Genomic DNA, 23,709 nt, shown 5'->3' on the forward strand with positions numbered 1-23,709 from the left:
CCCGTAAAAGTTAGATTGATGTCTAACTTTTACGGGGCAGTTCAAGTCGTTATTAAAAAGAATAATTTATTTTAAACAAACTTCCTTATCATTCAACCAATGTGCAAATTTCAATAAAATGTCCATCTGGATCTGCTACATATGCAACTGTTTGTCCCCATGGTTTTGTAGCTGGTTCCTTTATGATTGGTACACCCTGTTCACGGAGTTTCTCGATTGTTGCAGACACATCTTCAACAACAAATGCGATTTCAAAAGTTTGAGTTGACGAAGTTAATTCAGGTACATCTAAACCTATTTCTTCTTTGACAGATTTACGCGTATTAATCGATAGAGTTGTTACACCAGTGTCGAATTCAACATATGTATCTTGTTGCATTTTGATTTGCAAACCTAGAATGTCTTTGTAAAAACTCATCGTTTTTTCAAAATCATTTACGTAAAGAATGATATATTTCATAGTTAGTTTCACTTGCTTCTCTCCCACTTTTGGTTTAAATACCAGATTATAGTTTATTAACCATATAATTAAAGTATTGCTTGGACAAGTATAACATTCGATATTTATTTCTTTCAACTTGCAGGCATTTTTAGCCTTTTATATTAATTAAGATACCTAATCTCTTAAAAAAATATGGGCTGGCCATGTCTGTCATGCTCCGAACAAGTTTGTTCAGCGCAGGTCGGTCGTCGGTCTGTCTTTCTCTAATATTTTGGTTTTTATAAATACCAATATAGGAAAGCCTTACCGGGCCGACCTACTTCCTAGCTTACATCATATTTTTTCTTTCACAAAACATGATACATGTTTTCATTTGTTCCTTTTGTTACATCTGTTCCTTTTGTTACATCTGTTCCTTTTGTTACATCTGTTCCTTTTGTTACATCTGTTCCTTTTGTTACTCAATCGCGCCCGATCGTATTATAAGGTCAGCCAGAAAATATTTCTGGTTGACCATTTTGTTGAAGATCGTTTCACCTAAACCACCAGCAATTGTAATATAGGATTGAGAAGAATACAGATTTAGAAAGTCTCCATATACAGGTTTTTATTCATATAACATCCCTACAATGTTTTCTGCAAAATTTTGAAAAGTCTTATTGTAAACTCTCTTTATATACCTTTGTATAAAAAATGTATAAACAATATCCAATGAAAAAGCCAAGTAACGTTTGTTTTACAGCGTTTCTTGGCTTTTGTGTCTACCCAAACTTTTATTTGGGAACGTTATTTCGTTATTGGATGTACAGATATACAGCTCAACTTCTTAACATTCATCTTGATAAATTTGAACTGTTTTAGGTTTTAAATTAACTATATTTTTAAATACTTTAAGATTTTCTATATGTCTAAAAAATTCATCTAAGCTTTCAAAATCCATTGACCATTCTGTAACTTGTAATTTTTTAAATTCATCAATAGGAGTAAATAATAGTTTGCAATGAAGCTGGCTCATTCCTAAATATTCATCATCTTCGTATTCAGTAAACTGGCGTACAAACGAAAAATGAAACATTTCTTTACGGTAAGTACCACATTCGAATAAAATTTCCTTTTCATCTTCTCCTACAATATCTTCCTCACAAAATTCTTTAAATGTTGTCCAAATTGACGATACTGAATCTGTATCAACATTTATTTTTCCTTTCAAATAACCTTCTACTTCTTGAATCCTCACTATTTATCGCCCCTCTTGTTACTTGTTCAACCTTTATTAAGAATAAAGAGCCAAGTCTAATTAAGCAAATAAAGTTACCAAAGCGTCGTTTGGTAATATATCTTTAAAAATTGTTATTCAATAATATGGCCCGATTGTTGAATAAATGTTTTAAAAAGAAGCAGCCTTTCGGCTACTTCATCATCTGACTCAAAATATTATTTCTTACTCTAAAAATTGTCGTGCTAGATAACCCCATATGCTTGCCAATTGCACGTATGCTATCCCCATCTAGCAATCTATGAAGGACTTCAACCTCTCTATCGCCTTCTACAAATGGAATGTGTTTCTGCACTTCTGCTATCTTTTGCTCATATTGCTTAATTCGAAAATTCAGCGAATATACACGACGTTGTACTTCTGTAAACACTGGATCACTAGTTCCACCACTTGCCTTTGGTAATGTTGCTTCAAGGCCATACATAGCTGTTTTAGCTCCAATGTAGCTATTGTTATTCATCTTCGCTACCGGCTGCTTTGCTTCCTCAATTGTTTCAACCATCCAACGATAATTCTCAATCCACTGAAGTAAATCCTCTTTCGTAACTTTAATTTGCCCTGTTAACATAGGTTTGCCCTCCTACGGTCAATATTTGAAATTTTTAAATTTTTAATCTTAAATTACTAGCCTAAAATTGACCTCCAATATTCAATTACTCGTGGTACAATAATCCAGCAAGGAGGTTTTTATACAGTTATGGAAATATTATTTGGAATTATACCTATTTTCTTTTTATTAGTTTTCTATCTTGTACCAATAGTATTTATAGTCTGGTTCGTGCTTAAAATCATTAATATCCAAAAAGAACAAACTGAAATTCTATTAAGAATTGCTGAAAAGTTAGAAAAGTAATGTAGTATGGAGAGCTTCTATAAAAAGCTCTCTAACTTCTCACAAACCGCAAAACTACCACTAACTTTGATAACTCTATAGTTTGGATACCTAGTCACGTATTCCAGTACCAAGCGTCTGATTTCATCGTTATCCTTCGCCTGTTGAAATATCCAAGCAGGCAGAAGGACTTTGTGGGGTACGTTACTGTTCAATGATCAATTCCTCTTGAGTTAGTTCATCTTCAATAACTGAGTAATCCGTAACATCGATAACATCGCTCATATCCTCGGAAACCTCTGTTTTAATCGTTTCATCAACCTAGATTGACTTAGGAGCGTATTTCAATACTTCTTTCAGTACAGTTTTCTTAGCCATCGCGTCATAATTGGTTTTCCAAGGGCTTGTCCAACCTTTCTGAACTGCTTGTGAGAACTTGTGAGCATGCTTTTCAACACGTTCTCTTGTCCAGTAAACAAAGTCGTATCCACCATTTTTCAAGTGGTATACAGCGTAGTAACCGATTGGTTCACCCTGTGGGTTTTGAGACGGAACATGAACAAGATCTTTGTGTAATCCGTATGAGTAAGAAAATTCATCTTCTTGGAAAACTTCATATGCATAAATTGCCTTGTATTGCCCACTACGTACTGCTAAATCGATTAAGCCTTTATAACCTAATAGGAACTGAACTGGTTTGCCGTATGGGATTAGATAGGCTTGTCCTAGCCCTGTGTTTGGCTCCACTCCTAATTGAGCAGATTGCATAAGTGCAGCTAGAAGACTGAATTGGTCGCAGTCTAGTAATTTTGGAGTTGTGTTCGAACTGCTGTTAAAGCGATTCGAGCAATGCGATCAGCATCCATGTGTTTTGGTAAAGCATGTTGGATTTCAGGTCCCATTTTTTTAACAAAGCATTTCAGGATGTTTCAGGAGAAGCTTGCTTTGATACTTGATTTTGTGACTTTGCTTGATATGAAGAAAAGTGTATGGCGTCCTGGTACGTATATACATTATCAAGAGTCATATAACAATCATATAAAACCACCTATCGGCAATCACAAGTTACAAAAACCCACAAAAATGACTCTTCAAAGGGAATTAATTGATAAATTGGTTTCTTATAAGTTAAAACGTGCAACCATACAGGAGATATTTAGAGTTTTTAAGTCAGCTGTTTCATATGCTGTCGAGGAAGAAATCCAGCCGAAAGATTGTTTTACGAAGATGGATTTTAGCGCCGCACCTACTGGGGATAAAGCAAATTTTTATACTGAGGAAGAATTAAAAACTTTTCTATCATGCGTGAAAGATAACGATCCTACTACTAGATATACTGCTATTCTTACTTTAGCAATGACAGGAATGCGGAAAGGCGAAATGATGGGAATAACATGGAATGACCTTGATTTTAAAGCAAAATCTATTACGATAAACAAAGCTAGAACAAGAACAGGTCTTGGTCCGCCAAAAAGCGATAACGGTTATCGAAAAGTAAGTATGAATAATGAATTATATTCGCAGTTAAAAATTTATAAAGCCTGGTGTATAAAGAAGAAATGGGAAAACAGCATGCCATAAAGACGAGGATTTTGTTTTCATTTCACGACAAGGTTGTAATCCAATAGGATTAACTTATGTTGAAGATGCATTAGACATGATTTGTACTAAATATAACTTAAGAAGAATTTCTCCACATGGATTAAGACATACAGTTGCTTCCATTTTACTGGCACGTGGGGAAACACTTGTTACAGTGGCAAAAATACTTGGAGATAACTCAAATACTATATTAAAAGTATATGTACATTCATTTGAAAAAGACGAAATTAAATCTATCGATCTAATGAACCAGTTTGCAAATGGATAAAATAAAAGTTAATAGCGATTTCTCATCAAATTGGGGTACTTTTTGTGGTTCGCTTTTACTGTGACCCCTCCCCTCCCTCATATATCAACGTTTTATTTTTTTCCATCCAAATGATGTAGTTCGCATGGTAGATAACGCCCATTTGGTCTGTCTCTGCATATCGAATCTCAATCTGTTTTTCACTCACAAACATTTTCTTCACCTCGTCCTACATTATAGCGTAAAAATGTTGATTTGCTGGGGTTTTTGCTCTATTGATTAGAAGAAGTTAAAATATGTATTTCTACGAAGATTTAAAATTAGATCAAAAAAATATTTTTAAAAAATGTTGGTTTCCTTTTTTGCCAGTTGTACACTGCTTAATTGGGGTACACTCAGGAACAAACATTAAAAAACGAAAGATGCTGGGCAGGTGCTAAAAATATAAAAATCACTTCTCTTAATGAGAGTGATTTTTATATTCTTTTTATTATAATGACAACATCTACCAGTGTTGATACAATTCATTCTCAAAGGATAAACTTTTACTAACTTTTTCTTTTTGTTCATTTAGCAGGAAGATTAGTATCTTTGATCAAACTTTCTATTAAAGCAAAATTATGCTTTCATAATATGAGTTTGCCTCCCTATAATTACCTCAGCAGCTTCCCTTGTAATCTCACCTAAAGTTGGGTGAGCGTGAAGTGTTAAAGATATATCTTTAGCAGTCATGCCCGTTTCGATTGCAAGACCCATCTCAGCAATCATATCAGATGCACCATCACCTACGATTTGAGCACCGATTAATACCTCATCTTTTTTGCGTACAACAAGTTTCACAAAACCTTCTGCTGTGTTTAAAGTTAATGTGCGGCCGTTTGCAGCAAATGGGAATTTTGCTACTTTCACCTCGATACCTTCTGCTTTTGCTTGCTTTTCATTGTAGCCAACAGTTGCAAGTTCTGGATCCGTAAAGCAGACAGCCGGGATTGCTAAGTAATCTACGATTGACTTTTCGCCAGCAATTGCTTCTGCAGCTACTTTACCTTCATAAGAAGCTTTATGCGCAAGTTGTGGGCCAGATATGATATCGCCAATTGCATAAATATTTGGTACTGAAGTACGGCATTGTTTGTCAACTTTTAATAAACCTCGTTCTGCGAATTTGATGCCTACTGCTTCAAGACCCATTTCATCTGTATTTGGACGACGGCCTACAGTGACTAATACATAGTTCGCTTCAACTGTTTTTTCTTCTCCACCAGCTTCATACGTTACAACTACGCCGTTTTCATTTTCTTCCACGCCTTTAGCTGATGCGCCAACAATAACTTCCACGCCTTTTTTCTTTAAGCCTTTTTTCACAACTTGTGTCATTTGCTTTTCAAAACCAGCTAAGATGTCTTTGCCACCTTCAATGATTGTTACTTGAGAACCTAAGTTAGCGTAAGCAGATCCTAGCTCAGTACCGATATAACCACCACCAATAACAACTAATTTTTGTGGTACTTCTAGTAAAGAAAGTGCACCAGTTGAGTTGATTACGCGTTCAGTGAATTTGAATGTTGGAATTTCAACTGGTCGAGAACCTGTCGCAAGGATTGCATTTTTGAATGTGTAAGTTTGTGAGTTGTCGCCGTCGATGACACGTACAGTGTTTGCATCTATGAAGGATGCTTCACCTTTCACGATATCAATTTTGTTGCCTTTTAATAGACTTTCAACACCACCTACTAATTTAGAAACTACGCCTTTTTTGAATTCTTGCACTTTTGTCCAGTCAAGTTTTATTTCTTGTGCAACAACACCCATATCATCTGAATGCTTTGCTTGCTCAAAACGGTGACCTACTGAAATCAGTACTTTTGATGGGATACAGCCGACATTTGAGCAAACTCCTCCTAAATACTCTCGCTCTACAATTGTTACGTTTTGCTTCATTTGAGAAGCACGGATAGCCGCCACGTATCCTCCTGGGCCTGCACCAATCACAAGTGTATCAATATACTTCATCTATTATTTCCCCCTCATTACTTGTTATAAAATGAAAAACATTATCCCAAAAAAATTCATCTTTCACACAATTATGGTGACCTTTTGTTACAACTTTAATTACTTGTTTAAAATTACTATCTTTTATTAGGACATCCACATTTGAAATAGGCACTTTTTTGTCCTTAATTGAGTGTATGGCTAGAGCTGGGGACTGTTGTGTTTTTAATATATTTTCTAAACACCATTCTCTTCTTGCTTTTAAAAAAACACCTCCCCGTAATAAAAACCAACTGACAAATAGCCAGCCAAAAGGAATATACGGTATTTTTACTTTCTCTGCCATTGATTTGCTAATACTTTTTAATGATGTAGGCATTGAATCGGTAATAAGTGCTTGTAACCTAAAATCTGTAGAATTCACAATACTTGCAGCAATCCCCCCCATTGAATGTCCTAAAACGTAGATCGCATTACTATTAATATCTGGTCTCGTCCATACATAATCTATCGTTGATGTTATACTTTGAACAAACGATGCAATACTTACTTGTTTTTGTTTTGACTCACTTTCCCCATGACCAATAACATCCACAATTATTACGTCATAACCGTTAGCTAATAAGGGATCGACATACCGCAACATGTCTGATTTATTAGAGCTCCACCCGTGAATCAGTAGAAAACAACCTCTTGCCTGCTCACTTTTAATAAGCCATCCTCGAACTGTCCCAATGCCGAGTTCTATTTCAATGTTTTCATAAGTCGAATTCGGGTATTTTTTACACTCTTTCATTTTCGGTGTAAAAATATGAAGAATGATATATCTCCTTAGAGAGAAAATAATTGTTATGAAAGCAACGAATAAGAAATATTTCATAAAAACACCTCCACACAAGATACCGAACGGTCTCTTTTTGATTATAAAAAAGACGGCTTTAATGCCGCTAGTTAGCAATCATTGCGATATATTGCCTCAAATTATTTATTATGATCTCTGTTAATTGTCCATCATTCTTTAATCTATCTAAGACGAGCCCGCCTTCAAGTGTTGACACAATATAAATCGCAGTGTCGTACGGCTGCACTGACTGCTTCAACTCCTGATGCTTAATTCCATCCTCTATAATATTCATTATCCACATTATCAACATATCCATAGCTTCTTTGATCGATGGCAGTAATGTACTCCCTTCTAAATCATCCATTTCTATAGCTGCGTTAAAAATAGGACATCCACCTACTATGGGTTTTCCTGAACTTAATTGTAGAAAAGCCTCCACAAATGCGATTAATTTATCTGTTGCATGTTCGTGTATTGAAACACTCATCTTTAAATGCTCCTGCATGATTTCAGTTGAAAAATGAAAAGACTCAACCATCAACTGCTCTTTATCCTTAAAGTGTCGATATATCCCCCCTTTTTGAATATTTGTTTCCTGAATAATGTCACTCATCGTTGTTGTCATGTAACCTTTTTTGTTAAAAATCGCAGAAGATTTTCGAATAATATTGCGCCTAGTTAATTCACCTTTTTTCATTTAAACCTCCAAAAAGATACCCTTTAGTCTCTTTTAATATATAAGAACTTGAATATAATTTCAACAACTATTTAACATGCAAGATGTGATTTATCAATCAGCTTTTTGTACACTGCTTGTTTGAGATAGTCACGAACTGCAGCTTTAAGTGTTTTGTTAGTAAATTTCATAGTATCATCATCCTTTTCAATTAAATCATTTTTCTCATTCATAGCATTTTCAATTCGTTTCAAGAAACTATCCCACCGTTCTTCACTTAATATTCGATGTGAACAATATTCCCTGACCAATCCTGGTACTTCTTCACTCGCTCAATACCCAGCCATACTGTTTCAATAATTTTGAAATGCCTGAACTGCATTTTCTTCTGCAACTCCATTACGAACACCACCACTTTTGCTGTAGCAAATTTCTACTCAATAGAAATACGATTACCTTTCTTTAAAGTGTTAGGATCATTACTGCCTCCGCCGTCTCCGCAATGCCAAGCGTTACGATTGAAAGGAATTGCTTAAATAACCTCTTTATCATCAACTGAAACATAGAGAGACTTTGAACTTGCTTGTTTACTACGTATGAAATTGGATTACCGAACATGGGGCCAACCTTTGTATCTATTATTTCAGCATCTAAAGGATTATTAAGAGTATTGTTCACCTTGTCGTCAACACGAACTGCATGGTCATTACCTTGCGCATAATCGGTTGGTTTACGTGTTAAAATTGGCACTGCTAATAGTTCAGCTTTATACCAATTGTAGTAGAGTAATCATTTGTTACGTTCTGCTTTTGTTTCTGAAATTAGCTTATCGAGTAAAAGAGGTGTAACGCCTTTCTCATCGATATAAGCAATGTATTCGTTCACTGTACCACTTCCTTATTTTGAATTGACCCCTTTCACACTGGCAACATCATAATCATCCAGCCCATACCACACTTATTCTCATGATCTACAACCATGCGTAATAAAGCATGTAGCCAGATAACCCTAAGTCTTCTATGATCTCTGTAAACAAAGAAAACATACTTTCTCTATGCGTATCGTAAACTTCACGGACGACAAGAGCTGTACGTTTTTCTTCTAACAACCTTAAAAGTATTTTGAGTGCCACACGATATGATTTAGAAGAACCATACCCACCGACTAAAAGTTGAGTTTTGCAACTCCAGTCGAATAGGAAATCATCCCTTCTCACTTTCTCTTGATGACAATTTCCATAGGTCCTTCACCTTTTTCATCAAGCTTTTCCATTTCAGCTTTAGTCTTATCAATGTTCAACTGCATCTGCTCAAGTTTAATCCTGAGCTCGTCATCCTGATCTGCCCTCTCAACAAACTGACGAATAGAAGAACGCAACTCCCCAACTGCTCTCGATTGAGCAGTGAGTAGTTGCGCCTGTCGTTCCCCTGCGAATTGCAAGTTGTATTCTTCTTCGATTGTAGCTTGCTCCACACCACCACCTTCTTCCTTAGAACGTGGATAGTATTCGTACTTTGCCTTTTTGAGCTCCTTAATCATTTCACCTTTATCTGTAACGTGCATGATTCGTTGTGCCCTTATGATTGCAGCATACTGAATCTGTATTTGATCCCAGATTAAATCAGCTGGAGAACGTTCGTTCATGGCTTCCATTTATCTTAGTTTTTCCACTTTCGAATTTGCGAATCGGATAATTCTAACTGCTCTGCAATATCCTTCAGGAGCATTTGCCCTTTGCTTTCAAGCCACATTTGAAATGCTTCATCACGTTTCGGATTTCTTGGTCTAGCCATATCTCATACATCCCCACCTCGCGCCGACCTCCCTCCGAGTTTACATCATATTTTTCCTATCACAAAACATGCTACATGTTTTACATTTGTTCCTTTTGTTATATTTGTTCCAAACGTTACATTAACAACTTTATTAAAAGCTTCTGTTAGTTGAATACGGATGTTGGTATCCCTAACCAAAAATTTGTGCAGCAATAGCAAACAACTCTTTATTCCTATATGGCATTTTAATAGAGTTCTTTATCATTATTGGAGGATTACTAACTTTAATAAATCCACTTTTCTCCAAGAAGAACATTAACTCGTCATTACTGGATGACACATCAATCCTTATCTTTCCTTGATGATTAATAACTAACCCATCTATTATTAAAGCAGCTGTTTGTGAATTTGGTGCTACAATAGGTCCTATTAATAGATTTTCTGGACCTAATATAGATATTCCAAATCCAATAATCTTCCCCTTTAGATTTCTAACAACTAAACATTGTTTGGATTGATTTATCCTGTTAAGAAGCAAATTCCCCCTCTTATCTCCAAATGCAGCTGAATCTAATTCAATAATTTCATTAATGTCTTTCTCTTGGTAGCTCTCTAGAGTAATTTCTTGAAGATTATTAAACAATCTAGTTGGAATATAATTATCGCTTAAATACTTATGTACAGAATCGACAGTAATAAAACCCAAATTTTCATATAAAGGTTTTCCATTATCTGTTGAAATTAACATTATAGAGGTATTTTGAGAAACACTGTCTATACACTTCTGAGTAGCATTCTTCCCTAAGCCTAAACCTCTATATTCTTCATTAACAATAACCATACCTATTGAAGCTAAATCAGTATCATAAGGTATTATTGCAGCACTCGAAACAATTTTCCCCACAGCATTTTTATGTCCGTATATTTTACCAGATGACAAAATAGTTCTAATTTCCTGTTCATCATAATCCCAGCCAACTGATGTAGAAAGTTCTACTAAGCCTAAGACATCATTTTTATCAAATTCCACTAATTTCAAAACTTTTTTATTGTCTGTATACATTAGAAATCCCCCTACTTTATTTCTATTCTTATCATAATTTACCATCTACCCTTGTTCAACTAAATTGCTCCTTCAGTTGAAGAAACAATACTTTTAAAAATAACAAAAAAGAAGTAACCTTTCGGCTACTTCATCATCTGACTCAAAATATACTTCCTTACTCTAAAAATTGTCATACTAGATAATCTCATTTGCTTTCCAATTGAACGCATGCTATTCCCATCTAGTAATCTATGGAGGACTTCAACCTCTCTATCCCCTTCTACAAATGGAATGCGGTTATGCACCTCCGCAATCTTTTGCTCATATTCCTTAATACGATAATTTAGCGAATATACACGATGTTGTACTTCTGTATACACTTGATCACTTGTACCTCCACTAGCCTTCGGTAATGTCACTGGATCCTCACCAACTATGGCAACAACGAGATCAAAAATATTCATCAGTTTTCTCCCACCTTACTAGTCTAATTTTTTATTCTCAATTTACAACTATACAATTCATGCTGAGTTTCCTAAAATAGTAATTAGAAGAAGAGATTGAGAGGTTAAAAACTAGTATATTTAGAAGGCAAAATTAGTGAATACCTATACTTTTTCGTTATGTACGCACATAATAAGATTGCTTAAAATGGTAAATGGCTCATCAAAAGTTAAGGAGAGGGATTTATGAAAAATTGCCCTAACTGTTTAGCTGCAAATTCATATAAAAAATTCTACAAAGAAAATATAGATATATACGTATGTGAATATTGTGGTGCAGTTTCAGAAGATTATACAATAATAGAAAAAGAAACTTATTTAGAATATAATCATTCAGAAAAAGTCAGAGAGTCAGAAAACAAAACCTATTATTATAGAGAGGTAGCTCCATCAAAATGGCCTAAAAAAATCGCCTTAATTTTGATTAGTATAATAGGGTTATTGATAATCGGACAATCGATAGAAATGATCTTTTCAGAAGAGGTAAAACCGACAAAACAAGTTTCAACCATTACGCCCGAAATGTTTCAAAAGCTCAAAATTGGTATGAGTGAAGATACCGTAAAAGAAATCGTAGGATATGGTGCATTGCACAAAGATGAAAATAAACTTAATTATAGAGGAAAAAACGGTGTAGAAGAAAATTCTATGGTAAGTTTAGAATTTAATAATGGCAAGCTAGAAGCTATTTATGAATTTGGATTGATTACAAAAAGGAAATATTAATATGGATATCTATAAATCATTTCTTACAATACATATAGAAGAAATTTTTTATAATTAAGACCACGACGGCATATCATTTAGCTGTCTTGGTCTTTGTTGATCTGTAGCCGCATTTACAATTCTTTTCTATACTATTCAAAGCTAATTTCCAATACAAAAAAGAGCACCAATTTTGGCACTCTAAAGACTCGTAAATCTTCTTTCGTTATTGGAGAGATTGTAATAATTTGAATTAAATAAGTTTGCATTAGGTTCATTAGTAACTTCCAAAGATATATATTTTTGTCCATCATTCTTTTCATAAGCAAAAATTAAATACTTTTCTATGACAGTGCTCGTTTTTTCTTTTGCTCGTCCACCAATTATAGCACCTAACGAACCAAAAACATTATCCCCCGCTATAGCTCCTCCAGCACTACTTACCCAACTTTTTTGAATCTCAACATCTGTTTTTATTAGAATATCGGTAACTTTATTTATATCTAACTCGATTGTGTCTTGACCCCTTTCAAAAATGACTTTATCTGTGCATCTGTACACAAAGATTTCAGCACCTTCAGCAATTGGTAAACCAGCTGTATGTTTTACTTTAATACATAAATCTGCATTGAAAAGTTGTTGTCGAGCTCTTGAACCAAGTACTTTACTCTCTGCATCAAATTGTTCTCTCTTTCTATTAGCTTCTCTTTGTTTGCGTGCTTTTATAGCTTCAGCACTATAGGTTCTTCCATAAAGTAGAATTAAAAATCCCCCAAATAGAGCAACAAGTACCAATACAATAGCTGAAATTATAATGTCCGCACCATTATATCCTTTAGTGTTTAAAAATGTGCTAGATAAACCATACAAGAAATATATTCCAACTAATGAAATGATTATTAGGTGAAGAATTCTTTTCATCTAATCCCTCCTTATACACAAATATACATAATTCGGGGAGAATTCACCAGAGCTGTAATGATAGTTACAATAGCTAAATTTATTTCTTTGATATATCAGCCGATGGAAATTGGACAATGACATTATAATAAGTAGATAAATTGTAGTTATCTTCTAAAATGATAGCGTTAACATATGTTCATTAAAAAATGCCCTGGCTCAAAATTAATTGATTGCTGGGCATTTTTTAACACTGTAGTTGGGAATTTTTCAGATGTTAATAAAAATCATTACGCTTATGAAACGATTAAGTGGGATAGTTTTCAAACCTTCAAAATCACTATTTTCATTGTTTCATTATTGAATGTCTCCAACATAAATACAGCCGAACTCACAGATTTTTTGCAATTGCACTTGTGATTTTCATTTTATATGTCTATATGGGGCATTGTTATTCTGACAGCTAATTCTACAACGGGCTTTGAAAAAAATTTTGAATAATCCGATTTTTCTAATCTCCATAGTCGTTTGCAAGTACAAAGGATGCCTCTCCTATTCGAATCCAATCTAATTCATCAGTACCCTGTAAAGCACTGATAAAATGATAATCCGTACTATATGTATCAAAGCCGTCTTTATTAGGAAATTCTCTCCAGACTTCTGCTTCTTTTGTAGGGTCAAACCTAAATATTTTAAAATCCCTTGACTTGCATGTTGAATTTGCTTAACAAAAAGTTGATAATCCTCAACGACCTTGATAATTGATTAGGGTATATCATTTGAAAAGACTTAGGCATTCGAATTAAATATTTTCCCTTGGGGAGCCCAAACATTGGGTTACTTCCGTCACCCAGCTATCAACACTATCTTCATCATAAATATACGCTGCGTATCCATGCAATAAGCCATCTAAAGTTAATGACCACCCAAGTTAATATCCCCTATTCAACTTATTGCTTCTACCCTGTAACCTCATAAATGGGTTTTCTTTATAGTCCAAATACAACTTTTTGCGGTGATTGCGCCACTTCTTCCACTTCTTGGGATGCTATTGGTTTGTTACTACGGGGCGAAACTTAGTCTGTCCTTTATTGACATGTCTAATGAGCTTTCCAAGCCCAATCGGCTGTATAGTTCGGAATAATATCAATTAGTACGAAAATAGACAAATTTAAATATTTTATTAGAATTTATAGCTTTTTTTAATAGAAATTAGCTTATTAAAATAACATTTTCAGCTAAACAAGCACTTTATACCTACATTATTACAAAAATGTTTTTTTGTAAAATAAAACTATTGTATTATTTATCCGTAGTTTGAATAATTATTAATCTATTGCTATCATACTAGTCGCAATACAATTTCAAAATAAGGAGACGATGGATGATGAACACTAAATTTACAAAATTAAGCAAAAAAGGTCTGAGTGCTGCCCTATTAGCAGCCGGAATCATAGGGATTTCGACAGCTCCAAATGCATATGCACATGGATTTGTTGAAAAACCAGCTAGCCGTGCAGCCTTATGTACTCAAAATTATGGGGCACTTAACTTAATGTGTGGAAGCATAATGTATGAACCACAGAGCCTAGAGGCGCCTAAAGGATTTCCGCAAAGTGGACCGATGGATGGAAAAATTGCATCTGCAGGAGGTCTTTTTGGTGGTATCCTTGATCAACAAACGACAGATCGCTGGTTTAAGAATACAATTACGGGAGGTCCCAATACGTTTACATGGAAGTATACTGCACCACATTTAACAAGCAAATGGCACTATTATATTACTAAACATGATTGGAATCCTAATAAACCATTAACCCGCGCTGATCTTGAGCCAATTGGAACTGTAGCACATAATGGTTCTGCTGCATCGACTAATTTAACTCATACTATTAATGTGCCAACAGATCGTAGTGGCTATCACGTGATCCTAGCCGTTTGGGATGTCGCTGACACTTCAAATGCGTTCTATAATGTGATTGATGTAAATTTGGTGAATAATGGTGGCAATGTAGATACGGAAGCCCCAACTCAGCCAAATGGATTACATACAACAAAAGTTACTTCTACTAGTGCCGAGCTAAAATGGAACCCTTCTACAGATAATGTAGGTGTGAAAGAATATCAAGTATTACGTGATAGCAAAGTAGTTGCAACTGTTCCAGGAACGACATTCACAAATAAAAATTTGAATTCCAATACAAAATATACTTACTCAGTAAAGGCAGTAGATGCAGCTGGGAATGTTTCTACAGTAAGTGAATCTCTAGTTGTAGAAACATTGCATGCTGCTCCAGATACAGAATCGCCTACTCAACCAACTTCACTACATACAATGGGAATCACTTCTTCAAGTGTCGACTTAATGTGGGGTGCTTCAGAGGATAATGTAGGCGTTGACCATTATGTTATATATAGAGGGACAACAAAAGAACAAATGACTGCTGTTGGGACTTCAACAATCACATCATTTATGGATATGAATCTTCAATCAAATACTTCCTATATATATGCAGTAACTGCTGTAGATGTAGCTGGGAATGAATCTATTAAAAGTTCCATTTTAACTGTAACAACTAAAGAGCAAAGTACTTCTTATGAGCAATGGAGTCCATTCAAGGCATACAAAAAAGGTGATAAGGTAGAGTATCAAGGTAAGAATTATGAAGCGGTTCAAAGCTATCAAGGCTATGGAGATCCAAATTGGATAAACGCTTTGTCTTTATGGAAAGAAATTAAATAAAAATTAGTTTTCTAGTAAGAGAATTCAGTATCGTTTTGTTCCAATAGAAATTATTGAAGTAAAAGCAGCTTGCATGCAAGCTGCTTTTTACACGCTAATAATCCAAGGAGATTACACAACAAGTTCGCTACATATAATTTCAATGAAGAAACCGTTTGATGATTGAAAAGAGTTTTCACCGCAACGTTTAGACTATTGCTGTAAGAAATAACCCCATCAGCTGAGGTTCATCTAAATTAATTATGGAGCTGTAATTTCTACCAAACTCCATGTTTCAGAAACTTCATTGTAAATTGCTTTATATATGCTTATTGTACTATTTACTTGTTGAACACCAAATAGGAGGCTAATTTCACCAGTAGTTGAATGGATGTCCACTTTAAAATCAAAGTTATTGTATGGAACTGTCTCATCAGGACGAAATTCTTCTTGTACCATTAAGCCAGACCATCCTGCCAATTGCATATGGACTGTTTCTGAAAATAATACAGAAAAGCCATCTTTATTATTTGTTGTTCCCAAAGTAACTAAAGGTGCACCTGGCACGCTATTCTCGTCTTATACATTTAGATGCTTTATAACGAGCCTTCACCGTACAGGCGACTTTCATCGCATACGGCGATCCGTCAACTATACTTCTATACTTATTTCCCCGTAAACATAGTAGTTTTATTTCTAAATATATTCAATAGAATTTCAACAAGGTAAAGAACTCTTTACCTTTAAAATCGTACTCAACCTTCTTAATACCATAAACAACATAACTAAGGTTGCCTAACTGAGGTAAAATAAAGCCCACCTAATTATTATAGGTGAGGCCACATTAAAAAAACTTATTTAACTTGGATCAAAAGTAGTTGTATAGGATTTTCAGAAGGTAAAGAATTTTTAACCTTTACCAAAATTGAATTTTTATCATCAACCTCACCTTTTCTGTACGACATTTAAATTTTATGAAAGAAAAACCCCACCTAATAAGGTGAGGTCCATTCTTATTCCCAATTAACTCCGTTGAATGTTGCAATAATGTCTCTTGTCATTTTATTACCAGATAAATTTTGTTTATTGCCCTTTGTAAATGTAATTTTTTGACCAATGCTTGCATTGTTGTCCAGTAAAACTACGATAGATTTATCGGTGTCATTCCATATTGCAGAAGTAATGAGATCTTGAGAGTCGTCATCAAAATGGCTAATCATATTAGATCCATCGATAACTTTAATTAGACTATGAGAAAGATAAATGTCTTCTCCTACTTCAAATGTAACTGAATTAGCACTAGTTCCACTTACAGAAGTTTTATCTAGCCCTACTAAAATGCTATTCTCGTCTTATACATTCAGATGCTTTATAACGAGCCTTCACCGTACAGGCGACTTTCATCGCATACGGCGATCCGTCAACAATATTTCTATACTTATTTCCCCGTAAAACATAGTAGTTTTATTTCTAGTTGAAATCAATAGAATCACCACAAGGTAAAAAATTTTTAACCTTCATTGGCGAATTCTCGATGCTGAAGGTGTATTACGGTCTCTTTTCAACAAATAACAAAATTAGTGTGGCGATTGGACCTAATATAAGAGAAAGTAAGAACCAATTTAACCCTCTTCTATTCTTCCCTTGCGCCAATCCAGCATTGATTAATGCTAATGTACCCCAACCTACGAAATATTGATTATCCATCATCTGTCCCCCTAATTCATTTAACATACTGACCGTTCGTAAACATTTTTCACAAATTTGATCATAACATATCCAAATGCTTCATATTGTGATTATGAACGTTTCGTTTTCAAAAGAATGTGATGGAAGAACAACTGACGAATGCGATGCTGGCTACCCCTTCATTTGAATGATTTTTTACGTTTTCCCTCCATTGCCTTTTCCCTATATCCCCCGCTAAATAATCAGAAAAAAATACCATTTTTGAGATAATTAAGGTAAATACAATAATGAACTGTTATACTATAATATCTTCTCCCCATTTTATGAAAGGTGGTACATTTATGAGTAAAACTCTTGTAAATTTACAAAATGAGCTTATAGCTGAAACGAAAAAAGGATTCCCCATTCTACTATCTGGCGTCCTAGTCTTTTTAATTTTCACCCTCATGTATTTTGTTCTTCCAATAGAGGCTGTCCGTTTAATTTGGATATTTGGTTTGGGCGCTATTTTCCCTATTGGCATGTTCATTGGTAAAATTCTCGGCGTCAGTTTAAATTCTACAGACAATCCTCTAGGAGTTTTAGGAGGAATAGTGGCAGCTCCTCAAGCTTTTTATATACCTGTATTTATCATCGTGTATATGAAAATACCTGAATACCTTCCCTTCACAATTGGTTTACTTGCAGGCTCTCATTTTCTTCCATACATATGGATTTATAAAAGTAAAGCCTATTTATTCGTTACTTTAGGAACCTGTTTTTCGGCCCTTATCTTAGGTGGTTTCTTTGTTGATTATGCTTTCACACTTGTACCTTTAGCTATTTCGATTGTGTATGGGATTGGCGTTGCTTTAATTCAAGGAGAACTTAAAGCCAAATCAGTATCGTCATCTGTTATAAGGTGATTTTTAAAGAAGAAACTATATAAGTAAATTCCGAAAGAGTTATTTGCTTTATCATTGTGCTTGATGCTATATTTTCCGATGATTTGTTGACTTTTTCCTTTTTATGTTTTATATTTACAATATCCATGTGCTGTTTAATCTCTAGTCAGATTAAGCAGCTTTTATTATTGCTATACTATGTATCGTTCTTGCATTCTCTTCACAATAGTCTCTTGTTACCTTTATATAAAAAAATTACCAGGCTCAAGTCATTGAGTACCTGGTTTTATTTCTGATGAGCGTAATAAAATTGTTAGTCCCATCCCCCACACGAAAATTACACCATAATAAAGTCTTTGTAATAAACCTGCTGGCAAAGGAAGGAAAAATAAAAGACCGATAAGGATAAGTAAAGCTATAAGTACTATTAAGTTTGAATAAGTCCACTTTTTACCTTTAACCAATGATTTTGCATAGATCCCCATTCCAATTAAAACAGTCATCATGCCTATTTGAGCTAAAATCGAATGCCAAAATAAATGAACATCTGCTGGTATAACACCAGAAACACTATTTCCTAGTGCAAAAATAAGAATACATACTGTTGCTAATTTATTGATTAAATTCTTTTCTAAGTATTGGGATAGATATAATATGCCAACTGAAAATGATAAACCATTTATAATAAACAATACATTCATCCAAAAATGATACGGCGAACAAATTTCATTTGGCGCAATTGCGTAAGTATATTTCCCACATGTAGTCACTCCTAAATCACTCATAGCTTGTTGCATCATATTATAAGGTACAAGTGAAGTCATAATAAAAATCGGCTCTATCACAAAATATAAAATGGTAACAATCCAACTCACTATTCCTATTTTTTTAGATACATATATAACATTCATCCCCCTTTTTATAATTATATAGTTATTTCTATCATTAATTACCAATAAATAGCCATTGCAACAATACGCTCTTCCTTCTTACCATATAAAAAAGGCCTTCATCCAAAGATGAAAGCTTCTATTTAGGCAAACTACGTTTTATATTTAGATTGATCAAGCCACTTAGATTGCATTCTAAAATTCCGTGGTTTCATTACCAAAACGGGCTATTTGCCTCTCTTTTCGTACATTTAACATTTGAGGTATGAAAATTCCCAATAAAATACATACAATTCCTAGCCATTGCAGAGGAGACACGACCTCATGTACAAGCGTAATTGAAGCGATAACGGCTGTTGGAAGCTCGACAGCTCCTAAAATTGTTCCTAAACCCGTCCCTACTTTTGGAATACCAATAGAAAAACAAATAACTGGTATAACGACACCAAAGAAACCTAGGATTAGCGCATATTTCCATAAACCAGCCTGCAATGTACCATCCATCAAGTATGTTGGGGGGAACATTATGCAAACAAAAAGTGTTGCACTCGTTGTCATAAGAAAGCTTTTTGAATAAATCGGAACTTCGGTAGAAACACGTCCACTTGCAAATATATATAAAGAAAAAGTTATAGCTGCTAGTAGTCCAAAGAGTATTCCTTTCATAGATAATTGTTGTCCTAACCCTTCAAAAATACCCCCAGCGAACATCGTTCCTACAAATAAGATAATGATCGACAAAACCTTTTCGCGACTTGGGAAAGTTTTATTAGCAATCGCTTCAATGAGAACACCCATCCATGTGAATTGAAATAACAGCACAATCGCAATAGATGCTGGCAGTTCTTTTACAGAAAAACCGTAAAAAATACTCGTTAAACTCATCGTTGTCCCAACCGCTAACAGTGTTACTATATTTTTTAAGGATACTTTATGACGAGAAAAAGTAAGAACGAGTAATAATAGTCCAAACCAACCGAAAACATATTGTCCCCCTAAAAGTTCAGGAAAAGTATAGCCATTTGAAAATCCAACTTTCAGAATGGAAGATAGGATCCCATAGCTACAGGCACCTAATAAAACCACTAAAGAAAACTTCAACTTGTTCAAAAAATCCCTCCAAAAAATAAAAAATCTCGTCGTCTATAAATAGACGACGAGCGAATGAAACAGAGTGAAAACTCTACAAAATTCCGCCACTCACGAACTTGTGAGCGTTTGCTTATAAAATTAGGACAATTGTATAAAAAAAGCTTCGAAGTGTCAATACTATTCATTTTCTCTTGCTAGCAAATCCGATACTCCCCTTTGAAAATTATTTTAGTTACTATGATAAGCCAAAGCCTTGATACATATGGTTTTGGCCATTTTACTATTTCTAAAAATCTCCTTTCCTCCACTGAAAAATTCTTTTTCATCAGCCATGATTATCGAAAAAAAAGATTGTAAAATAGCAATCTGTGATTTATATTGGAGATTATGATTTTTTTTCTAAATCTCAAAATCATAACCAAATTCAATTTATATAAACGTTTTAGGAGGGAAGTGGATAAATGAAGATGTATCTTTATCCCCTACTAGTCATTATCGCAGCTAGTAGTTTTGGTATCGTTTCAACTATTATAAAACTGGCCATGCGTAGTGGGTTTTCTGTCTCTGAGGCCGTGACAAGTCAGTTTTTTATAGGCTTTTGTATAGCGGTATGTATCTTCTTAGTTACAAACAGATCCAAATTGAGCTTTAAAGGTGTTAAAATCCTTATATTCGCAGGTATTTTAACTGGATTAACAAACATTTTATATGGTCATTCTTTAAACTTCTTGCCCGCTTCGTTGGCAGTTGTACTACTGTTTCAGTTTACATGGATTGGTATGTTGATTTCTTGTATTACAAAACGACAATTTCCAAGTAGAATTGAATTAATCTCTTTAATCATATTGGTAGCTGGTACTATTCCGGCTGCTGGCATCATTGATGTTGATTTATCCCAAATCCCTATGCAGGGATGGTTATGGGGGCTAGCAGCTGCCCTTTGCTATTCCTTATTTTTATATGTGAATGGAAAAGCTACTGCCAGTATGTCCACATCTAACCGTTTAGTATTTGTTTCGTTCTTTGCCTTTATGATTACGGCGGTTTTTCAATCTCCAGAAATTATTTGGAATGGGACTTTGTTTAACGAAGGACTTTGGGTTTACGGATTGGCATTAGGATTATTTGGTATGATTATACCTGTGTTCTTATTCACTATTGCCGTTCCTAAAGTTGGATTAGGGATGTCATCCATTTTAAGTGCTGTTGAATTACCAATCGCAGTGATGGTATCCATTATCTTATTAAGCGAAACGGTTACAACTTTGCAAATAGCAGGTATCGTAACAATTATTATTGGTATTTGCTTGCCAACCATATTAGATAAAGATAGCTTGTTAAGAAACAACCAAACAACATACAAAAAATCAAGCAAAGAAATAGCAAAAGAATCTTCAATTTGAAGATCCTGACAGGCTTTAGGCAAACTCAACGCATTTTGAGTTTGCCTACAGTCTTTTTTCTTTTACCGTTGATTTCCACCACGCATTAGTCCTGGTTGAAATGTAGCAATTGCTTTAAGGGAATTTTTTCAAAAATATCATCATTTATCTTCCCCATATAAAACGTAAGATGGATATCACAATGAGCTAATGCAACATGATCCGTTAATTGTTTAGCAAACTGATCGATTAACTCTATATGTTCTTTTTTTACTTGTTTTTCGGAGTATACCTTCACCGTGATTAGATTCTCTCTTACATCCTCTTCAAATACCCTTGCATGAGGAGGCAAGTTCAGATCCTTTATTTCAGAAGCTCGGTTTTCATCTACTATAAACATTCTATAAATATCTTTCCCCAATCGAATATCCCATATTTCCATATCTTTAAATCTTAATTTCCGTTCAAAATAATCAATCATTTTAACCTCCACATTAAAATTTTACTATTTATATCCAACAGTTCATTTACATACATAATATCTTCTTCAACTACCCCGATTCGCAAGTACAAGTTAAATAATTTGTATACATATCCCATTTAGGAATGGTAACAATACAAATAGATAAAATCGTAAAGAGGTGTCTTGACAACAATATGAGAAAGGTATTAATTGTTTTTATACTATCCCTTGTTCTTACTCCTTCATTTCAACATTCTTCCGCTAAATCAACCGAGGACTCTGAAGAACTAAGGTTACAGGATATGCTTATGAATATGCTTGCTCCTTATATTGAAAAAGATTTGACTAATTTTTATTATCCAAAGATATCTAAGGAGTTTTCACCTCATGTCACCCCATGGAAAATTGACGTGATTGAAACAAGAAGAGTAAATGGTTTTCGTGGTTTTATATTGGAAATCACATTTGAAATTGAACCTACCGACGGCGGACATAATATCCCCATAGGAAAAGACCGTATGACCTATGAAATTTCTTACGGACCTGAAATTAAATTGATTCATCACACACACCTAAAAACATATACATTACCACCTGAATAAAAAAAATCTAACTTCAGCATTTAGAAAAAATCTTCTAAGAAATTTTATTAATTATTAAAAGCCACTGCTCATTACAAGCGTGACTCCTCATTTAGCGCGATATATTCACTTTTCAACATTGAAAAGAGGACCAGATCAACATATTTCCCTTTTTCAAATTCATGTTGTCTTAAAACACCCTCTTGGCAAAAATTTAATTTTTCTAGCAATCTGATGGATGCTTTATTTTCAGGTTCAACTTTCGCTTCTATTTTATTTATTGCCATCGATCTAAAGGCAAAATGAATAATCTTGCCTAAAGTCTCTTGCATGATACCCTGCCGCCAATAAGCAGGGTTCAAATCATAACCAATTTCTATACGGTTATGTTCTTTTTCATAATTCAAATAGCCACATGTTCCAATCACTTTTTTCGATTTGGCTTCTTCGATTACCCATCTTAAACCGATTTGTTCCTTAAAAATTTTTTCATACCAATTGATTTCAACCATTGCGTCTTCAACTGATTTAAATAAATTTAATGGAAGATACTTAACCACATTTTCATTAGCATAAAGCTCAAAAAGATCATTACGATCATCCACTGTGCCTTTTCTTAAAATGAAACGTTCTGTTTCTAATTTAGGGAAATCTTTAAATTCGAACCCACTTTTCATAATAACTCTCCTTTTCACCATAAAATAGCATAATTGAATAGGTACATATTCGATTTAGATAATTTATAAAATGATTGATGAACCTTACACTCTCTTTTAAATTTTAAATTCTTACATATTAAAAAGCCACATCTATTGTTGGATGTGACTTGGTAATTAATTATTTATAATAAACTTCGTGACTTAACATTGTTACCAGATACTATAAACTTTTCACTTTCTTCGTCAAAAAATAGATTGAATCTAAATTCGTTCATTATGCTTCCTGTATAATCACTAAGTCTTAATGTAGGACTGACCCAAAACACAACTTCATTTTCATCCATTTTCCAACCTTTTTCAAAGCCTTTGTGCTTTTCTTCAAGTCGTTCTTCAATAGATTGTCCGTTATTACTCATCGTATTTTTTACTAAATCAATAAAATTAGTTTGTGCCTTCCTATTCATTTACCTCACCCCCACTCACACTAATAATAGCGCTTATGGTATTA

Annotated in this window: 30 protein-coding genes and 1 pseudogene; 7 read left to right on the top strand and 24 right to left on the bottom strand. The window is 34.3% G+C overall.

Translation table 11 applies throughout. The features are described 5' to 3' along the window. Nucleotides 1–88: 88 nt before the first annotated feature. The 4 genes from C9J29_RS20185 to C9J29_RS24805 all read right to left on the bottom strand — a co-directional run bounded on the left by C9J29_RS20185 (nt 89) and on the right by C9J29_RS24805 (nt 3,318). Nucleotides 89–460, bottom strand: a complete 372-nt coding sequence (locus tag C9J29_RS20185) for a VOC family protein (protein ID WP_043990323.1) — start codon at nt 458–460, stop codon at nt 89–91. Nucleotides 461–1,268: 808 nt separating this feature from the next. After that, nucleotides 1,269–1,679, bottom strand: coding sequence for a hypothetical protein (locus C9J29_RS20190; RefSeq protein WP_089986980.1), 411 nt, complete (start codon nt 1,677–1,679; stop codon nt 1,269–1,271). A gap of 172 nt (nt 1,680–1,851) precedes the next feature. Continuing rightward, on the bottom strand, nt 1,852–2,286 hold the full coding sequence (locus tag C9J29_RS20195) for a helix-turn-helix domain-containing protein (protein WP_107922692.1): 435 nt from the start codon (nt 2,284–2,286) through the stop codon (nt 1,852–1,854). 585 nt (nt 2,287–2,871) lie between these two features. After that, on the bottom strand, nt 2,872–3,318 hold the full coding sequence (locus tag C9J29_RS24805; protein ID WP_237068887.1) for a recombinase RecT: 447 nt from the start codon (nt 3,316–3,318) through the stop codon (nt 2,872–2,874). Nucleotides 3,319–3,495: 177 nt separating this feature from the next. Between C9J29_RS24805 and C9J29_RS20205 the strand changes: the two genes are divergently transcribed. Together C9J29_RS20205 and C9J29_RS25005 are read left to right on the top strand one after the other, a co-directional pair. Beyond that, on the top strand, nt 3,496–4,131 hold the full coding sequence (locus C9J29_RS20205) for a site-specific integrase (protein ID WP_164908720.1): 636 nt from the start codon (nt 3,496–3,498) through the stop codon (nt 4,129–4,131). Between the two features lie 43 nt (nt 4,132–4,174). Continuing rightward, the gene (locus tag C9J29_RS25005) at nt 4,175–4,420 is read left to right on the top strand and encodes a tyrosine-type recombinase/integrase (protein ID WP_255319045.1); all 246 of its coding nucleotides are present in this window, start codon (nt 4,175–4,177) and stop codon (nt 4,418–4,420) included. Nucleotides 4,421–4,475: 55 nt separating this feature from the next. Here the strand turns inward: C9J29_RS25005 and C9J29_RS24420 are convergent, their stop codons facing one another. From C9J29_RS24420 to C9J29_RS20255, 11 genes and pseudogenes are all read right to left on the bottom strand, one after another. Beyond that, complete coding sequence (locus C9J29_RS24420) at nt 4,476–4,613, bottom strand: acyl-CoA thioesterase (protein WP_164908680.1); 138 nt, start codon at nt 4,611–4,613, stop codon at nt 4,476–4,478. A gap of 404 nt (nt 4,614–5,017) precedes the next feature. Continuing rightward, nucleotides 5,018–6,412: a dihydrolipoyl dehydrogenase gene (lpdA, locus tag C9J29_RS20215; RefSeq protein ID WP_107922695.1), complete on the bottom strand. Its 1,395-nt coding sequence runs from the start codon at nt 6,410–6,412 to the stop codon at nt 5,018–5,020. Next, the gene (locus C9J29_RS20220) at nt 6,399–7,271 is read right to left on the bottom strand and encodes an alpha/beta hydrolase (protein ID WP_043990298.1); all 873 of its coding nucleotides are present in this window, start codon (nt 7,269–7,271) and stop codon (nt 6,399–6,401) included. Before C9J29_RS20220 ends, lpdA begins: the two co-directional genes overlap by 14 nt. Nucleotides 7,272–7,338: 67 nt before the next feature. After that, on the bottom strand, nt 7,339–7,932 hold the full coding sequence (locus tag C9J29_RS20225; protein WP_008177378.1) for a TetR/AcrR family transcriptional regulator: 594 nt from the start codon (nt 7,930–7,932) through the stop codon (nt 7,339–7,341). Nucleotides 7,933–8,003: 71 nt separating this feature from the next. Next, nucleotides 8,004–8,165: a hypothetical protein gene (locus C9J29_RS24525; protein ID WP_237068888.1), complete on the bottom strand. Its 162-nt coding sequence runs from the start codon at nt 8,163–8,165 to the stop codon at nt 8,004–8,006. A gap of 208 nt (nt 8,166–8,373) precedes the next feature. After that, nucleotides 8,374–8,661 (bottom strand): hypothetical protein, encoded by a 288-nt coding sequence (locus C9J29_RS24530; RefSeq protein ID WP_174804753.1) that lies wholly within the window; start codon nt 8,659–8,661, stop codon nt 8,374–8,376. Nucleotides 8,662–8,920: 259 nt separating this feature from the next. Then, nucleotides 8,921–9,127 (bottom strand): annotated as a pseudogene (locus C9J29_RS20235) (phage terminase large subunit); the annotation flags it as partial. Further along, nucleotides 9,124–9,564, bottom strand: coding sequence for a hypothetical protein (locus tag C9J29_RS20240; protein ID WP_107922696.1), 441 nt, complete (start codon nt 9,562–9,564; stop codon nt 9,124–9,126). The pseudogene C9J29_RS20235 and the gene C9J29_RS20240, both read right to left, overlap by 4 nt. Nucleotides 9,565–9,569: 5 nt before the next feature. Further along, nucleotides 9,570–9,704 carry a phage terminase small subunit-related protein gene (locus C9J29_RS20245; RefSeq protein ID WP_107922697.1) on the bottom strand — a complete coding sequence of 45 codons (135 nt, stop codon included), beginning with the start codon at nt 9,702–9,704 and terminating at the stop codon, nt 9,570–9,572. 172 nt (nt 9,705–9,876) lie between these two features. Next, the gene (locus C9J29_RS20250) at nt 9,877–10,749 is read right to left on the bottom strand and encodes a GNAT family N-acetyltransferase (protein WP_089987257.1); all 873 of its coding nucleotides are present in this window, start codon (nt 10,747–10,749) and stop codon (nt 9,877–9,879) included. A gap of 125 nt (nt 10,750–10,874) precedes the next feature. Next, on the bottom strand, nt 10,875–11,195 hold the full coding sequence (locus C9J29_RS20255; RefSeq protein WP_107922698.1) for a helix-turn-helix domain-containing protein: 321 nt from the start codon (nt 11,193–11,195) through the stop codon (nt 10,875–10,877). Nucleotides 11,196–11,420: 225 nt separating this feature from the next. Between C9J29_RS20255 and C9J29_RS20260 the strand changes: the two genes are divergently transcribed. Then, on the top strand, nt 11,421–11,960 hold the full coding sequence (locus tag C9J29_RS20260; protein WP_089987256.1) for a hypothetical protein: 540 nt from the start codon (nt 11,421–11,423) through the stop codon (nt 11,958–11,960). Between the two features lie 180 nt (nt 11,961–12,140). Here C9J29_RS20260 and C9J29_RS20265 read toward each other — a convergent pair whose 3' ends face one another. Beyond that, on the bottom strand, nt 12,141–12,860 hold the full coding sequence (locus tag C9J29_RS20265; RefSeq protein WP_089987255.1) for a hypothetical protein: 720 nt from the start codon (nt 12,858–12,860) through the stop codon (nt 12,141–12,143). A gap of 1,366 nt (nt 12,861–14,226) precedes the next feature. On the opposite strand from C9J29_RS20265, the gene C9J29_RS20270 reads away from it, so the two are divergent. Beyond that, the gene (locus C9J29_RS20270) at nt 14,227–15,582 is read left to right on the top strand and encodes a lytic polysaccharide monooxygenase (protein ID WP_090002754.1); all 1,356 of its coding nucleotides are present in this window, start codon (nt 14,227–14,229) and stop codon (nt 15,580–15,582) included. A 240-nt stretch (nt 15,583–15,822) separates the two neighbouring features. Here C9J29_RS20270 and C9J29_RS20275 read toward each other — a convergent pair whose 3' ends face one another. The 3 genes from C9J29_RS20275 to C9J29_RS24425 all read right to left on the bottom strand — a co-directional run bounded on the left by C9J29_RS20275 (nt 15,823) and on the right by C9J29_RS24425 (nt 17,271). After that, nucleotides 15,823–16,128, bottom strand: a complete 306-nt coding sequence (locus tag C9J29_RS20275) for a hypothetical protein (RefSeq protein ID WP_090002742.1) — start codon at nt 16,126–16,128, stop codon at nt 15,823–15,825. 446 nt (nt 16,129–16,574) lie between these two features. After that, complete coding sequence (locus tag C9J29_RS20280; RefSeq protein WP_089987253.1) at nt 16,575–16,781, bottom strand: hypothetical protein; 207 nt, start codon at nt 16,779–16,781, stop codon at nt 16,575–16,577. Nucleotides 16,782–17,109: 328 nt separating this feature from the next. Continuing rightward, nucleotides 17,110–17,271: a hypothetical protein gene (locus tag C9J29_RS24425; RefSeq protein ID WP_155269804.1), complete on the bottom strand. Its 162-nt coding sequence runs from the start codon at nt 17,269–17,271 to the stop codon at nt 17,110–17,112. A gap of 320 nt (nt 17,272–17,591) precedes the next feature. Between C9J29_RS24425 and C9J29_RS20285 the strand changes: the two genes are divergently transcribed. Further along, entirely contained in the window at nt 17,592–18,155 is a 564-nt protein-coding gene (locus C9J29_RS20285; RefSeq protein WP_089987252.1) for a DUF7010 family protein, read from the top strand. A gap of 248 nt (nt 18,156–18,403) precedes the next feature. Here C9J29_RS20285 and C9J29_RS20290 read toward each other — a convergent pair whose 3' ends face one another. Continuing rightward, nucleotides 18,404–19,045: a DUF998 domain-containing protein gene (locus tag C9J29_RS20290; RefSeq protein ID WP_090002743.1), complete on the bottom strand. Its 642-nt coding sequence runs from the start codon at nt 19,043–19,045 to the stop codon at nt 18,404–18,406. A gap of 174 nt (nt 19,046–19,219) precedes the next feature. Next, nucleotides 19,220–20,134 carry an EamA family transporter gene (locus C9J29_RS20295; protein WP_089987250.1) on the bottom strand — a complete coding sequence of 305 codons (915 nt, stop codon included), beginning with the start codon at nt 20,132–20,134 and terminating at the stop codon, nt 19,220–19,222. A gap of 449 nt (nt 20,135–20,583) precedes the next feature. On the opposite strand from C9J29_RS20295, the gene C9J29_RS20300 reads away from it, so the two are divergent. Further along, nucleotides 20,584–21,519: an EamA family transporter gene (locus C9J29_RS20300; RefSeq protein ID WP_008177346.1), complete on the top strand. Its 936-nt coding sequence runs from the start codon at nt 20,584–20,586 to the stop codon at nt 21,517–21,519. An 85-nt stretch (nt 21,520–21,604) separates the two neighbouring features. Here the strand turns inward: C9J29_RS20300 and C9J29_RS20305 are convergent, their stop codons facing one another. Beyond that, nucleotides 21,605–21,979 carry a hypothetical protein gene (locus tag C9J29_RS20305; RefSeq protein WP_043990291.1) on the bottom strand — a complete coding sequence of 125 codons (375 nt, stop codon included), beginning with the start codon at nt 21,977–21,979 and terminating at the stop codon, nt 21,605–21,607. 176 nt (nt 21,980–22,155) lie between these two features. On the opposite strand from C9J29_RS20305, the gene C9J29_RS20310 reads away from it, so the two are divergent. After that, nucleotides 22,156–22,563, top strand: a complete 408-nt coding sequence (locus C9J29_RS20310) for a DUF3888 domain-containing protein (protein WP_090002744.1) — start codon at nt 22,156–22,158, stop codon at nt 22,561–22,563. A 71-nt stretch (nt 22,564–22,634) separates the two neighbouring features. On the opposite strand, the gene C9J29_RS20315 is transcribed toward C9J29_RS20310, so the two are convergent. Together C9J29_RS20315 and C9J29_RS20320 are read right to left on the bottom strand one after the other, a co-directional pair. Beyond that, the gene (locus C9J29_RS20315) at nt 22,635–23,219 is read right to left on the bottom strand and encodes a GNAT family N-acetyltransferase (RefSeq protein WP_089987249.1); all 585 of its coding nucleotides are present in this window, start codon (nt 23,217–23,219) and stop codon (nt 22,635–22,637) included. A 164-nt stretch (nt 23,220–23,383) separates the two neighbouring features. Continuing rightward, nucleotides 23,384–23,665, bottom strand: a complete 282-nt coding sequence (locus C9J29_RS20320; RefSeq protein WP_089987248.1) for a hypothetical protein — start codon at nt 23,663–23,665, stop codon at nt 23,384–23,386. Between the last annotated feature and the right edge of the window lie 44 nt (nt 23,666–23,709).

The organism is Lysinibacillus fusiformis, from assembly GCF_003049525.1.
Classification (GTDB): Bacteria; Bacillota; Bacilli; order Bacillales_A; family Planococcaceae; genus Lysinibacillus; species Lysinibacillus fusiformis.